Genomic DNA, 14,135 nt, shown 5'->3' with positions numbered 1-14,135 from the left:
CTAAAATATGGACGAAACAACAAAACAACAGGATTGCACTGCGGTTGCAACGCAGTGGGATCAGTACGAAGCAGCCATCAAGGAATGCTCCACCTATACGGCCGCCCAGCGCGATGCCGTGCTGTGGCTCAATAACCTCGGACGGCAGGAAAACATGACTCTTGCCTCCCTGGGAGATGCCATCAACTACAGTCCCACCGTGGTGCAGCGCGTGCTTTCCGGCACGTATGGCGCTGGTGTGGACAAGGTGATCACGAGCATTTACCGCTATAAATCCCTTCACGAGGCCCGGCTGGAAGCAGGGGACAAGCCCCCGTATGTACAGACTAGCATGGCGCAACGGATATGGGACGCGGCGGACTATGCCCGCGTGCGGCAGCAGATTGTATCCGTTATCGGAATGACCCAGCGGGGCAAGACAACGGCCATCCGCGAATATGCCGCCGCCAAGGGAGCCACGGTTCTGGTGCGCTGCCCGGTATCTCCCTCTCCCGGCAAGATGATCCGGCGCATGGCCCAGGCCCTGGGCAATACCGGCACGGGAAACATGGACATGTACATGGATTACCTGTACCGGACCATCACGCCCCAGCACCTCATTGTGGTGGACGAAATACACCAGGTGATCCTCCAGGAGCGAAAGCTTGGCATCCGCACCGTGGAAACGCTCCGCGAAATTGCCGACGAGTGCAACTGCGGAATGCTGCTTATCGGCACTAAAGTATGGTGTGACGCGCTCAATAAGGACATGTCCTGGAAGGGCGTTCTGGAACAAATCGTCAAACGAGGCATGACCGTGGCTCTTAAAGACACGCTGCCCCTGCGCGACCTGAAACAACTTTGGCAGCACTACGGTTTGCCGGAACCGGGCGCGGACATCATCGGCTATGTAAAAGCAGTAGCCAACGACGTCGGCCTGGGACGTTATACCAAGCTCCTTTCTATTGGCTACACTCTGGCCTCCAAAGCCGGCGAGCCTTACGGCTGGCACCACTTCCAGCGCGCTGCTGATATGATTGAGGTGCTTGCCAAGGGCCTTTAACCATTCACTCCACCCTTATCTCATGCGCAAGAAGACCATCAAGTACAGCATCGTTGACCTGGGAGCGACCCGCTATGTGGTCCTCCGCCTGGCTGACCTCGACGCCCTCATCACCACGCATCACAGCCTTGCCCTGGAACTTATCCCGGTATTGAGCGAGGCGCAGTGGGAACGGCACCGGCAGCTGCTTTACATCACCCAGCATATCCATGTTGATCGGGTCAGCCATTGCAAGGTGGCCCTCCTGACCAAGACGGACTATGACTCCCTCAATCTGGCCATATCCCATCTGCACGCCCTGCTGGGCAATATCCGCCTGGCCAGCATCACCGTCGGCCCCACCGAGGCCGACCAGCCTGACTCAACTTCCAACCAATAACACCACCATCATGTACAGCACCAACACTAACAATCAACAGGACAGGGGGCGGCAAGCCCCCAATGTCAAACCGGACCCCAAGAGAGGCCATTATATCATCCATATTGAGGATGTTATCACGGACACGGGCAAGCAAGGGCTGTCTATTTACAACGAGACCCTCCGGGATGCGGACCACGAGACGCCGGCATCACGTGTCGACACGCTGCTCAAGACAGTCATTGCCAGCAACACGAACGCTATCGGCGAAGTAATGGCCGATGCCATCAATCGCAACCGGGAGGGCCAACAATGAAAGATCTGTTTACCGCCACACCTGCGGAGCGTGAGATCATTGAACGCATCGCCAAGAGGGCTGCAGATATCATGCGCAGATTCATCTCGCCAGATCGTCGGATGGGTGAGGATGACATCATGATGTATCTGGAGGCCTGCCATTGCAACGGCTGCCCCCTGCGGCTGGAGGATATGGCATCAGGTGACCATTTCAGCCTGATGCACGATATTTACGGTATCAGCTCTCACATTAACACAGCCACGGGAGAGCTGAATAAGCGTTTCCTGCCTCGCTTTTTTGATGCTTCCAAAGAGGACTGCCGTCATGAATGAGGATATCTACTGCTATTACCACCGGCACGCGCGCCTGGAGATCATCCAGCGCCATGGGCAGACCTATGCGGTCTGCCCGGAGTGCCGAAGAATCATGACCGAGGGCATCCGCTCAGAGTTGAACCGCGCCAATCACGGCAATCATCTTTCATCCGATGACCTGGTACACAAGCTGATCAACAGAGCCGAGCCTGTTAATCCCATCCCTCCCGTCTACATCTACATTGACCAGCCATGACCTACGATCCCAATACACTGGCCTATCTCATCGGCCTGCAACTCTCCCGCTTCCCCGGCGCGTGTGACCACTGGGAAGTCTGTGACCCCCGCTGGCCGGGCATGATCGCCATCCGGCTGGAGCAGCTCGGACAGTACTACGTCCCTGTAGATGGAGAGCGATTTCTGGAGTGGCTCAGCGCCACGCCAGACCTTACCTGGCAGCATGTCGTAAACATGCTGGCCAAAAAGAGAAAACAACTCAACAAACAACACACACGCAACAATGGGTAAAATACGCACAACCACTAAAGCAACCGACCAGCAGATTATTAAGGACAAGGCTGAATTTTGTCAGACCCTGGACGACATCGCCCGCAAAGGCGTCGAGCTGGATACCTTGCAAGCCGCCAAGGAAACCGCCATGCAGCAAGTGCTCACGGATCACGACCCTAAAATCAGCGAGCTGACCAGGGAGATTGACCGGCTCACCAAGATGGCCGAGCAATGGGCATCCCCCCGCAGGGACGAGCTGTTTTCCAAGGGCCGCAAATCCGGCACCACCGCTTTGACCACCTACGGTTATCGTCTGGGGCAGCCCTCCCTCAAGCCCGCCAAGGGCTGGACGTGGGACAAGATTGTCGCCCTGCTCAAGACTACGCGCCGCAAGGCGTACCTGGTCACCAAGGTGACTCCTGACAAGGATGCAATCCGCCAGCATGTCAAGCCTCACAAGCTCGCCAAGCTGGGTTTGGAGATCAAACAGGTGGAGACTTTTTACGTAGAGAGGAGTACCAGGGATGACTAAGATTGAGGTTAAAGACTATGGATTCCAGACCCTGCTGACTATCTGGACGGGCACTGATAGAGGAGGAGCAACAGCCACTCTTGTCTATCTGACGCCCAAGCAGCGGCAACAACTGATCAAGGCTCTACAAAATCCCGGTCATGAACAATAAGCCACTTACCAAGCGACAGATCGCCGTACTGTCCATTATGGCCGGCAAGGCCTACAAGCGTATCCAGTCCCAGGGATGCCCCCTCCCGTCTCTGAGAGATTGGAGGCACGACGAGGTCTGGGCAGCCACAGGGATCACCGAGTCATTGACCAAAGCCACCCAGGAGCACTACGTACCTATCTATAATAGGCTGGCATCCTATCTTGGCTGTGCGCCTGTCAAGGACCGTACCTGGTCGGAGATGGACAAGGCCATCCACAATCTGCGTGATGCCATGCAGCGCTATGAGATAACTCCGGACTATCTGGCCGAGATTGTGCGCGACCAGCTGCACCTGCCTTGCACGGGCCGGGATGTGTACCAGGCATTGCGCAACTGGGCCGCCGTGGAACACGTCCGGCACCTGATGTACACCGTCATCAACCGGGGACGGGCGGAGACTCGCAAGATGGTCGCTGAAACCGGGCAGGAGACCTACGAACCGCACGCTGATCCGTGCACTATGCCGCCCGGCAAGCTGGCTGATCATGTCGGGGCTGTACGTATTGTTCCCACTCCTGGGCCGCATAAGGCCACTGAGCGGGGATTCCGTAGTAATATATGGATGCCAGATCAGGAGGTGCAGCCATGAATGATCCTACTTATCCGCTCACATGGCCGGAGGCGCTCATGGCTGCCAAGGATGGGGCCGTCATTGAGTGCTCCGCCTGCAATCCTGAATATGGTAATATCACGGCCATATACGATCCAATCAACCATGTCCTAGTGGATTGGATATGGACGGACTGGGTTTTGACTCCGGACGCAGCTGACATCGCTGCTCCCTGGCGTATTGTCTCACCAGATAGTGAGGAGGGGCAGCCATGAGCAGGAGGCTTGCTCTGATACCCTTGCGTCCTCAGTACTGGGATATGTACCGGGATGGCTCCAAGATATGGGAGCTGCGCAAGATCTCCCACTCACCCAGAGGGGTGGATGGATTGATCATCTACGCTACTGCCCCGGTATCACGGATCGTTGGCGAGGTTGACCTGATTAGTACCCATGTCGGCTATGTCAATGATGTATGGGATGTCGTCAAGGATGGCTGCGGTATTACGCGCAAGCAGTACGATCTATACTACCAGGATCAGGAGATAGCTATCGCATACCGCCTCGGCAATGTCTATGAGTACCCTACCGGACTTTGGATGCTTCCAGCTCCTCAGGGATACCGATATCTTAGGCAAGAGATGTATCATCAATTCCGATGCCAGACCGGACGCCCCCGCCTGGTGCATGCCTCCTGTGGATGCGCGGATTGAAATAACAGAAAAACTATCATGAAAACCTTAGAGCCGGGCGATAAGCTTAATTGCTACGTTATTGATCGCAATGGCCAACAGTCCAATCTAGCCATCCAAGCGCTTGTTGTCACCACCAAGCAGTCACTGTATGCTGATAGTCTCTATTCTACTGTCCTGTGCATCATTGACGAAAGGATAGAGCAACTGCTGGAGGATCATCAGGGCGAGGAAATGACACCTTTTGTCCGTGCTTTATGTTGTGATGACTAGGCTATGATACAATTAAGGCCGTCAGGTTGCTCCTGGCGGCCTTTTTGTTTTCCTGTTTCACTCGTCTTCGTGGATAATCACCCACACGTTATTGAGCACGTCCCGTACCCATGCTGTTATCTCATGACCCTGACGAGTGGCCCATATTAGCACAATGGCCGACTCCCGCAGATGATAGGTCTGGGGATGGGCATTACCCTGGTCCTGCGGAGATATGACAGTAACTGATCCGTACACTGGGATCGGCGTTATAACAAGAGGTGTATTTGATTCAGACATGGCCGCTATTTCTCTTAGTTTGCACTCTTCTTGCAACGACATTGCACTCAACGAAAAAAATTCACCATCTTTCTGTCAAATTCATTTCTATCGCGGAATTTTTCACCTTCTTTCTTCCTGCACGTTGTCCACCCTGCGAGCCTTTAATTCATCAAGCTTTCACCCCTCTTCACCCCAAATTCACCCCTTTTCCATGATCCCTGTCACACCTCACTGACCAGCGACGTTTCAATCCACGCACTCCTTGCGGAGTGCGACCTGATGACCAAGGTGATGCAACAGTTTGAACTTGTTTCAATCCACGCACTCCTTGCGGAGTGCGACATTTCTTGACAGCTGTTTTACTTGTAGTTTAACGTTTCAATCCACGCACTCCTTGCGGAGTGCGACTATTGAAGACCTCAAGAAAGCACGCTGGTATCTGGTTTCAATCCACGCACTCCTTGCGGAGTGCGACGAGTAACGGAAAGAAAATATCCCTAGCCGCCACGTTTCAATCCACGCACTCCTTGCGGAGTGCGACGGTAGGCATACGGATTGTCCCTGTTGGCTTTATGGGTTTCAATCCACGCACTCCTTGCGGAGTGCGACAGCCGAGGACGGCCTTGCGCACCGCGTCAAACGGGTTTCAATCCACGCACTCCTTGCGGAGTGCGACATGCAAAATCGGAAGCACGATTCAGGCATAACAAGTTTCAATCCACGCACTCCTTGCGGAGTGCGACGAACCATCATTGAAAACCTGCAATGGAGGATGAAGTTTCAATCCACGCACTCCTTGCGGAGTGCGACCAAAGCCGGGAACGTCTTCCGAGGCATAGATCATGTTTCAATCCACGCACTCCTTGCGGAGTGCGACCTCCCCCCAGCAAGCCCAAGCTTGAAGAGACGTTGTTTCAATCCACGCACTCCTTGCGGAGTGCGACCCATTGTCCCGGCCAAGTCGGGGAATCTGGTAGGGTTTCAATCCACGCACTCCTTGCGGAGTGCGACGGCATATTCCGTTCCGTTGGATCGCGGAACTCACGTTTCAATCCACGCACTCCTTGCGGAGTGCGACGGGTCAGTTTGGAGGATTAGGCAAGAATTTGAGAAGTTTCAATCCACGCACTCCTTGCGGAGTGCGACATGGACCGCATTTCTTCACGCTGTTCGTGAGAAAGTTTCAATCCACGCACTCCTTGCGGAGTGCGACTGACGGCTCCTACTGATGAGGAGTGGAGCAATGTTGTTTCAATCCACGCACTCCTTGCGGAGTGCGACACGCCAACCGAGAATATGTCGGGTTGACGAAAACGTTTCAATCCACGCACTCCTTGCGGAGTGCGACCGGAAGCCGCCCCTGTTGCGGCGCCGGTTAAAAAGTTTCAATCCACGCACTCCTTGCGGAGTGCGACTTGCCAATCTGGCGCATATCAGCCTCCACGACCGGTTTCAATCCACGCACTCCTTGCGGAGTGCGACCCTCAAGAGCCATCATCATTAACTGCCCCACATAGTTTCAATCCACGCACTCCTTGCGGAGTGCGACGCTGGTGTCCAAACAAGGGGACGTGACGGAGAATGTTTCAATCCACGCACTCCTTGCGGAGTGCGACTGCGCCTGACCATATACATTGTTATTCAACAGCGCAAACGATACTTTGCGCCAACCTCCCGAAGAAGGCCATCATCACCTAGCCTTCTCTTCTAAGTATTCATCTGTCAATCTTCCATTCCCAATGTATTACGCCAATCGCCGATCTCCCGGGAAATTGGTGTGAGCTTGGGGTTGGCGCAAAGGCCGTGCTCAGACAGCTTTTAAATGATCAAAGGGCCGGAAATGTCGAAACTCTTCTCCTTGCCCAATTGCTCTATTTTATGATGCCAATTGGACCCCATGTGATAAATTCTCAGGCTGTCGCTCTCGTTATCAATAATCTTAAGCAGCTTGTTCCTGATGTCAACCAATTGGGCCGGAGCCAGCTCACATTCAAACACGGAATTCTGCACTCTCTGACCGATATTTTCACAGGCGCGGGCAACTTGACGCAACCGCCGCTGCCCGGCCTTGTCATCCGTAGCTACATCATAAGTAATGAGAATATACATGGCTAAGGAGCGTTTTACTTGCCAATAAACGGAGGATAGCAGTCCAGGTCTCCGCGCAAATGACGTGCTAGCAAAAGGGCCTGGATGTGAATCAGCAATCCCTGTGTCGTCTTTTCCTGAAGGAAGGGGTGCACCAAAACGGTCTTCTTGCGCTCCTGCCAGGCATTCAATACTTTCTTACGGGAATCTTCCTTCAAAAAGACGGCTCCGGATTCCTCCTTGTCGAAATCATCTGCGGAAATTTGCTTGCGGTTGATTAGCGTAAGAGCCAGGCGATCAGCCAGCGGCGCCCGGAATTCTTCCATCAGGTCCAAGGCCATTCCGGGACGCCCCGGACGGTCGCGATGCAGAAAACCGGCGGCCGCATCAATGCCGGCGCTTTCAAGAGCGGACCTGGCATCATGGCACAACAGACTATATAGAAAAGATAGAAGGGCGTTAAAACAATCCTTGGGAGGACGCCTGTTGCGGCCTTCAAACACTAACTCCGGCTCTTCCGTCCTCTGGCAATGGGACACGCAGGAAAAATATGTTTCCGCAGCGGAACCTTCAATGCCCCGCAGCATATCGCCGGAACTGCACCCGCGGGCCATGCGGCAAAAAGCAGCCAGACGGTCCACCGCTTCCGACAAATCTTTCCCGTAAGTTCTCTGCGCTCTTAAAAGCAAACTGCGGCAATTGGCAATTTTGGCTCCTATCATTTCCCGGGCAACGCCAACCCATCTTGCCTCATCATCAGCCCAGCGGTATTGCTCCCGGCGCAGCAGGATATTTCCCTTCATGAAGCCCTGGACGCCAGCCAAGAATTTACCGTAAGGATTGCAGAAGGAAAGCGTGATGCCGCGCTCCGCACAGGCCCCCATCAAATAAGGGGAAACTCCTATGTCCCATCCCAGCGTCACAATACCCTCCAAATTATGGAGGGGAACCCGCAGCAAACATGTTCCTTCCGAATTGACTTTCACGGTATCGCCATCCTTGGACAGCCAGCATCCCTCCAGCGTCACAAACAAGGTATTTAAATGTTTCTTCATAAATCATCAGCTTCACTTGCACCAAGACTATCTTCAAACACATCATCCACCCGGGCCTTCATGGTCTGCCTGTGCTCCCGGCAAACGTCAGGAAGACAATCATTGACCAGGGAACAGGACTTGCAGGCTTTGGAATACATGGGCAACGGCGTCACTCCCCCGGTTAACACCTCCCTGGCATTCCTGATAACCCCGGCTGTCAGAGTACGCAGCTCTTCATCAAATACCACCTCCATCCTTTTCTGGGGCTTTCCATAAAACAGAAAACCGGAGGGAATCTCCAACCCAAACATTTCTTCCAGGCACAAGGCCTGGGCGCACACCTGCACTTCATCCGCACGGTGCGGTTTGGGCTTGCCCACCTTGTACTCCACGGGCGTCATGGATACGGGAATGCCGCCTTTCTCAGCATAAACAGCCTCCACGACATCCGCAATGCCGTGAATTCCCCATTGGAGGGAAGAAATATGAAGAGAACGCAGGATCCTCTTTCGCCCGCGGTTTTCCGTCATGCCGGAATCCGCCCGTTCATGAAATACATTCCCCTCCGCCGTAAATTGATTATCAGCCCACACGCATTCCAGATGAATCAGCGCGCATTGCCTGGGACAATACAAGTAATGCTGTAATGCCGCCAGGGGCACTGAAAAAAAGGAAGAAGGCATCTTGGAAATTCTGTTCAGGGTGAAACACTAAATAAAATACTAAATTAATCAATTCATATATTGCAAATGATCATATGGAACCTATGATAGTTTCACATGTATCAGGCTCGCCCCCATCAGTCTCTTTCCACTCACGAACAAGAATGTTCCCGTACGATGTCTACCCTGCTTGCTCCCTTAGGGCTATCGCAATTTGGGGCCTTGATCGGCGGCATGCACGACTTCGGCAAAATGAGTGCAGACTTTCAGCAATACATGGATGCTCTCTCTCAACATATCAGTCCTCCAATTCCAAAAAGCGGCATAGACCATTCCACTGCTGGAGCCCAGTTTGTCTGGAATTATTTTCCCATCCCGGAGGACTCTGAAGAATTTTTTATCTTCCGGCAAATCATTGCTTTATGTATTGCCTCCCATCACAACTCTGCTCTCATTGACTGCTTCCGTGGCACGATGCCCGGAGATGACGTATTCTCCAAGCGCATGGAAAAATCCGGAGAGAAAACCCATCTTGATGAAATCCTGTCCAAATTGACGTTTCAGGAGAAAGATCATTACTACTCTCTCCTGAAAAAAACGGAACTGGCCACGGAATTCAAGAATGTTTACACCCTCCTTGCCACCCTGTTTGGCCACTGTCCAAAAAAACAAGCATTCCATGCCGGACTAATCGCACGGTTCTGCTTGAGCAGCCTTATCGAAGCGGATTACACCAGTGCTTCCGGAAAAGGAAGCTACGAAAGCATTCCGGACCCGGATTGGGAAGGAATGTTAAAAAACTTGAATAAACATCTCGAACAATTCAAGGCTGATACTCCCATCAATCAAAGCCGGGCAGCCATGTCGCAGGAGTGCCTTCAAGCTGCGCCAGGACAAGTTGGCAAGTGGAACCTTACACTTCCCACCGGTGCAGGCAAAACTCTCTCAAGCCTCAGATTTGCCTTGGAACATGCACGGCGGCACCATTTGTCACGCATCATCTACATCATTCCCTATACCTCCATTCTTGACCAAACGGCCAATGCCATCCGGAAAGTACTTGGAAATGAATATAAAGACTGCATCCTGGAGCATCATTCCAATCTGGTGAAGGAAACCCTTAACGAGGAGGGAGAAATGGAACCATGGTCACCGAAAAGAAAAACCTGGTACATGGAAGCCACTCAAACATGGAACGTTCCCATTGTACTCACTACATCCGTCCAATACTTGAATGCCTTATATGCATCCGGCAAACAGCATGTGCGGCGCATGCACTCCCTGGCAAATGCCGTTGTTATTTTTGACGAAGTGCAAGCTATTCCCCCAACCTCACTACGGCTTTTTGAACATTCGCTGGATTTTCTCTCCGGCATCTGCCACAGCAGCACCATCCGCTGTACGGCTACTCCTCCGGAAACTGCCACGGAAGACGGAACGCATGCTCATCTCATCGAAACACCTATTATTCCGGACAGCCAAGCTTATTTCGATCAATTTAGCCAATTCCGTCAATGCGAGGTTGTCTGTGAACTAAAATCCTCCAATTACTGGACCGTAGAAAAAATGAGGGACTCCATCATGGAGCAAGCTTTCTCCAAAGGCCCCACCCTCGTCATCGTAAACACCAAAAAACTGGCCTCTAAACTGGCCTGCGCCTGCCGGGACCTGAATACAGAGGCGGACGTTTTCCACCTCAGCACCAACATGTGCCCTGCCCACAGGAAAGAAATCATCACGAACCGTATTGACAAAGAATCCCTGGAAAAGGCCAGAAGGAAGGGAAAAGCCGTTGTGTGCATCAGTACCGGCCTCATTGAAGCCGGAGTGGACGTAGATTTTGACGTAATCATACGGAGCGTGGCCGGCCTGGATTCCTGCACTCAAGCGGCAGGCCGATGCAACAGGGACGCCAACCGTCCCGGGGGAAGAGTTATCCTGATTAATCCCGCAGGCAATCTGGAAAGACTGGATTCTCTCCGGGAACTTGAAATCGGAAGAGAAATTGCTATGGGAATGATTTGTGATCCTGAAGAAGGAGGAATTCTGGGAAACAAATCCGTTTCGCTCTATTTTAAGGAATTCTACGGCAAGCTCACCCGCTCTCATAATCATGATCATCTGTCTTACCCGTTTAAATGCTCCGGCGTCGTCACCAACATGGAGGATGCGCTATCTCAAAATTCCAAACTGATGACATATCCCCGTCAGCAGTCCAAATATGCTCCCCTTCGTCTTTTCCAGGCCTTTGACTCGGCAGCACGCCACTATCATCCGATCCAGGTTGATACAATAGCTGTTATCACCCCTTATGGAAGAGGGGAAGAATGCAGGGAAAAACTCTGGAACATGAATCCTCATACGGATGAAGAATGGGAACAATGGAATGAATGGATCCAAAAAGCCAGAGCCTATTCCGTCGCGATTTCCAACCGACTTCTTGGAAAATACTTGAATGCGGGAGACATCATGCGTATACAGGAAGGAGTGGATATTTATACAACAGTACCTAATAAATATGATCCATTTCTGGGCTTTCTCACAGACCCCGGAGAGACTTCCGGTGCGCTGACCGTTTCCCGGATTTAAAAATTTCAACAGCTTCATATTCATGCTTAATCAAATCGAATTTAAGGTCTACGGGAAATATGCGCTTTTCTCCGACCCCCTCACCCGGATAGGCGGAGAAAAATGTTCTTATCAAATCCCCACTTATGAAGCCCTGAAAGGAATTGTAAAGGCGGTCTACTGGAAACCCACCCTGATCTGGTTAATTGACGAGGTGAGAATAATGCGCCCTATCCGTCTGGTTCCCAAAAATATGAAACTGATCAAATATCATGAAGCCGGGGCGGATTTATCCGTATATACCTACCTTCAAGATGTGGAATATCAAGTCAAGGCTCATTTTGAATGGAACATGTACCGTCCGGATATGTCCAAGGACCGGATCGACGGCAAGCATTATGAAATTGCCCGTCGCATGATTGACCGCGGAGGACGTAGGGACATCGCGTTGGGAACCAGGGAATGCCAGGGATACGTGGAACCATGCCGGTTTGGAGAAGGAAAGGGATTCTATGACCAATATGGAAACACGTCTTTCGGACTCATGTTCCATGGTTTCAATTATCCGGATGAAACGGGAAAAGAGGAGCTTTCCATACGTTTTTGGCGTCCGGTCATGGAAAATGGAATGATCCGCTTCGTGCGCCCTGAAGCATGCGAAATTGTCAAGCATGTACGCCCCATGGCGGCATGCCCGCCAAGATCCAGCGGACTGAATGATCTGAGCCTGGGAGAATGAAAGGAAAAAGAAAAAGATGAACTGGATGCACGCCTTATACGCCACCTATGAACAAAACCGTGATTATGTGGGTCGTATTGACAAAGAACCGGCCCACGGCAACAGGAAAGAACGCCTCATTACCCCTCTTCTGCCGCTGTACCACAGCATGCAGAATGCTCACATCACCATCACACTGAACAAACAGGGAGAGCTAATTAATGCATCCCTCAACAATCAGAACAGTCAACCCACCATCATCCCCGTTACGGAAGCCTCAGGAGGCCGCACCAGCGGAGCCTGTGCCCACCCTCTGTGTGACAAGCTCCAATACGTGGCAGGTGATAACGCTGACTATTTCCCTCCGGAAGAATCCCCGGCCAAACGGACAAAGCAACTCAAAACCCTTCAGGAATCCTACGAACAATATGAACAGCAATTATCGGAATGGGCGGCATTTGATCCCGGTAATGTCAAACTGAACGCCGTTCTGGCCTATATTCGTAAAAAATCCCTGATCACGGACTTGATCAACGGGGGAATCCTATATGCGGAAGATTCCACCAACACTCTGCTTCCTGTATGGAAAGGGGACAAACGGGAAATGCCCGCCATCTTTGAAATCCTGGGAGCATCCACCCAGGAAAATGCGTTCATAAGATGGAAGGTCAACAGCAGGGATGGAAGCCCTCCGGAAGTGTATGAAGACCCCGCCATGTACGAATCCTGGCGGATTTATACGGAATCCAAGGCCAACAAAGAAGGGATGTGCTATGTCCTGGGAAAAACAGCACCTCTGGCAACCACTCACCCGGCACGCATCAGAAACGCCGGCGACAAAGCCAAACTCATTTCTTCCAATGACAGTTCCGGCTATACCTACCGCGGCAGATTCATTGAAGCGGATGAAGCGTGCGGAGTAAGTACGGAAGTCACCCAAAAAGCCCACAGCGCGCTTCGCTGGCTTATCTCCCGCCAAGGCTGGTATGATGGAGATCTTGTCGTTCTCGCCTGGTCTCCCGGTCTGTTGAAAGTTCCGTCTCCCTGCGGCAATGTGCAGGAATGGGAACACTACACGCCCGACCAGCCAACACCGAATGACCAAGTCACCCAATTGGTTAAGCAATTTAAAAAAGAACTCTCCGGAGGAGGAAAAGAGCTGCTGCGGACATCATTGAATGAAAACGATATTAAAAACCGTGTTCTTGTTCTCAGCTTGAATTCTGCGTCGCCGGGGCGCATGTCCCTCTCGAGCTTTCAGGAATTCACCGTCTCCGAATACCTTAACAACCTGCTTTCGTGGCATTCCAAAGCCAGATGGAAACAATGCCTTCCTAAAGACAAAGAAGGAAATGACCGATCTTATATTGGCGCGCCGTCTATCTCCATGATTGTCAAAGCAGCGTATGGAATAAAGGTAGACGATAAACTACGCAAACACGCCCTCTCCAGACTACTACCCTGTATTCTTCACAATCTTCCCATTCCTCCGGACCTGGAAAAACAATGTGTTCTCCAGACATCCAAACGACATGCCATGGAATGGTGGGAATGGGAAATGACCTTGGGAGTATCCTGTTCCGTTTATCTTTATAATCATCCACAAACAAATACTTCGTCCTCAGATACCATGAGCCTTGATCCAAAAATCACAGATCGCAGTTACCTCTTCGGCCGTCTTTTAGCCGTTGCAGAAGCCATCGAAACATCAGCATTAAATATCACGAAAACCTCCCGCCCCACCAATGCGGAAAAACTTATGCAGCGGTTCCAGCAAAGACCGTCAGAAACATGGCCCATGCTGGAAAAAAGCATTCAGCCCTATCGCAACATTTTGAAGAAAAATGAAAACACCGTTTCTTTCTTGAAAAGCTATGATGCTTACATAGACAATATCATGGAAACATTCCTCATGGGACAGTTCATGGATAACGGACCATTAACCGGCGCCTACCTCCTCGGTTACCACTGCCAGAGAGCCTTCATTTACAAAACTAAAGAAGAAAAAAATGCTGAACTGGCAAAATAAATCTTAGAATA

At 51.8% G+C, this 14,135-nt stretch carries 16 protein-coding genes and 1 CRISPR repeat array; of the genes, 13 read left to right on the top strand and 3 right to left on the bottom strand.

All coding sequences use genetic code 11. The features are described 5' to 3' along the window. Positions 1–7 precede the first annotated feature (7 nt). From M8N44_RS03445 to M8N44_RS03400, 10 genes are all read left to right on the top strand, one after another. The gene (locus tag M8N44_RS03445; protein ID WP_102734044.1) at positions 8–1,042 is read left to right on the top strand and encodes an AAA family ATPase; all 1,035 of its coding nucleotides are present in this window, start codon (positions 8–10) and stop codon (positions 1,040–1,042) included. Between the two features lie 22 nt (positions 1,043–1,064). After that, positions 1,065–1,421 (top strand): hypothetical protein, encoded by a 357-nt coding sequence (locus M8N44_RS03440; protein ID WP_102734045.1) that lies wholly within the window; start codon positions 1,065–1,067, stop codon positions 1,419–1,421. 10 nt (positions 1,422–1,431) lie between these two features. Continuing rightward, a complete protein-coding gene (locus M8N44_RS03435) occupies positions 1,432–1,716 on the top strand; it encodes a hypothetical protein (RefSeq protein ID WP_215833972.1) in 285 nt (94 codons plus the stop codon). Next, positions 1,713–2,030, top strand: coding sequence for a DUF6874 family protein (locus tag M8N44_RS03430; protein WP_215833973.1), 318 nt, complete (start codon positions 1,713–1,715; stop codon positions 2,028–2,030). The genes M8N44_RS03435 and M8N44_RS03430 overlap by 4 nt, the downstream gene beginning before the upstream one ends. Continuing rightward, positions 2,023–2,268 (top strand): hypothetical protein, encoded by a 246-nt coding sequence (locus M8N44_RS03425; RefSeq protein ID WP_102734048.1) that lies wholly within the window; start codon positions 2,023–2,025, stop codon positions 2,266–2,268. The genes M8N44_RS03430 and M8N44_RS03425 overlap by 8 nt, the downstream gene beginning before the upstream one ends. Next, positions 2,265–2,540: a hypothetical protein gene (locus tag M8N44_RS03420; RefSeq protein WP_102734049.1), complete on the top strand. Its 276-nt coding sequence runs from the start codon at positions 2,265–2,267 to the stop codon at positions 2,538–2,540. Before M8N44_RS03425 ends, M8N44_RS03420 begins: the two co-directional genes overlap by 4 nt. Then, positions 2,533–3,054, top strand: coding sequence for a host-nuclease inhibitor Gam family protein (locus tag M8N44_RS03415; RefSeq protein ID WP_215833974.1), 522 nt, complete (start codon positions 2,533–2,535; stop codon positions 3,052–3,054). The genes M8N44_RS03420 and M8N44_RS03415 overlap by 8 nt, the downstream gene beginning before the upstream one ends. Continuing rightward, complete coding sequence (locus tag M8N44_RS03410; protein ID WP_180971470.1) at positions 3,047–3,205, top strand: hypothetical protein; 159 nt, start codon at positions 3,047–3,049, stop codon at positions 3,203–3,205. The genes M8N44_RS03415 and M8N44_RS03410 overlap by 8 nt, the downstream gene beginning before the upstream one ends. A 241-nt stretch (positions 3,206–3,446) precedes the next feature. Next, positions 3,447–3,836 (top strand): hypothetical protein, encoded by a 390-nt coding sequence (locus M8N44_RS03405; protein ID WP_249853001.1) that lies wholly within the window; start codon positions 3,447–3,449, stop codon positions 3,834–3,836. A 691-nt stretch (positions 3,837–4,527) separates the two neighbouring features. Beyond that, positions 4,528–4,761 carry a hypothetical protein gene (locus tag M8N44_RS03400; RefSeq protein WP_102734055.1) on the top strand — a complete coding sequence of 78 codons (234 nt, stop codon included), beginning with the start codon at positions 4,528–4,530 and terminating at the stop codon, positions 4,759–4,761. Positions 4,762–5,265: 504 nt separating this feature from the next. Next, positions 5,266–6,638: direct repeats of the CRISPR family, unit length 33 nt; unit sequence GTTTCAATCCACGCACTCCTTGCGGAGTGCGAC. 202 nt (positions 6,639–6,840) lie between these two features. Here M8N44_RS03400 and cas2 read toward each other — a convergent pair. The 3 genes from cas2 to cas4 are packed head-to-tail and all read right to left on the bottom strand — an operon-like array spanning position 6,841 to position 8,830. Beyond that, on the bottom strand, positions 6,841–7,131 hold the full coding sequence (gene cas2 / locus M8N44_RS03395; RefSeq protein WP_102722925.1) for a CRISPR-associated endonuclease Cas2: 291 nt from the start codon (positions 7,129–7,131) through the stop codon (positions 6,841–6,843). A 14-nt stretch (positions 7,132–7,145) separates the two neighbouring features. After that, entirely contained in the window at positions 7,146–8,165 is a 1,020-nt protein-coding gene (cas1c, locus tag M8N44_RS03390) for a type I-C CRISPR-associated endonuclease Cas1c (RefSeq protein WP_102722926.1), read from the bottom strand. Continuing rightward, positions 8,162–8,830: a CRISPR-associated protein Cas4 gene (cas4, locus tag M8N44_RS03385; RefSeq protein ID WP_102728418.1), complete on the bottom strand. Its 669-nt coding sequence runs from the start codon at positions 8,828–8,830 to the stop codon at positions 8,162–8,164. The genes cas1c and cas4 overlap by 4 nt, the downstream gene beginning before the upstream one ends. Positions 8,831–8,986: 156 nt before the next feature. Between cas4 and cas3 the strand changes: the two genes are divergently transcribed. From cas3 to cas8c, 3 genes are read left to right on the top strand one after another with little or no spacing between them, the layout of a single operon-like run. Beyond that, positions 8,987–11,398 (top strand): CRISPR-associated helicase Cas3', encoded by a 2,412-nt coding sequence (gene cas3, locus M8N44_RS03380; protein ID WP_180975184.1) that lies wholly within the window; start codon positions 8,987–8,989, stop codon positions 11,396–11,398. A gap of 22 nt (positions 11,399–11,420) precedes the next feature. Then, positions 11,421–12,116: a type I-C CRISPR-associated protein Cas5c gene (cas5c, locus tag M8N44_RS03375; RefSeq protein ID WP_102728416.1), complete on the top strand. Its 696-nt coding sequence runs from the start codon at positions 11,421–11,423 to the stop codon at positions 12,114–12,116. Between the two features lie 16 nt (positions 12,117–12,132). Then, the gene (gene cas8c, locus M8N44_RS03370) at positions 12,133–14,124 is read left to right on the top strand and encodes a type I-C CRISPR-associated protein Cas8c/Csd1 (protein WP_102728415.1); all 1,992 of its coding nucleotides are present in this window, start codon (positions 12,133–12,135) and stop codon (positions 14,122–14,124) included. Positions 14,125–14,135 lie beyond the last annotated feature (11 nt).

The organism is Akkermansia massiliensis, assembly GCF_023516715.1.
GTDB classification, from domain to species: domain Bacteria; phylum Verrucomicrobiota; class Verrucomicrobiia; order Verrucomicrobiales; family Akkermansiaceae; genus Akkermansia; species Akkermansia massiliensis.
This window is presented reverse-complemented; position numbering and strand designations above follow the sequence as displayed.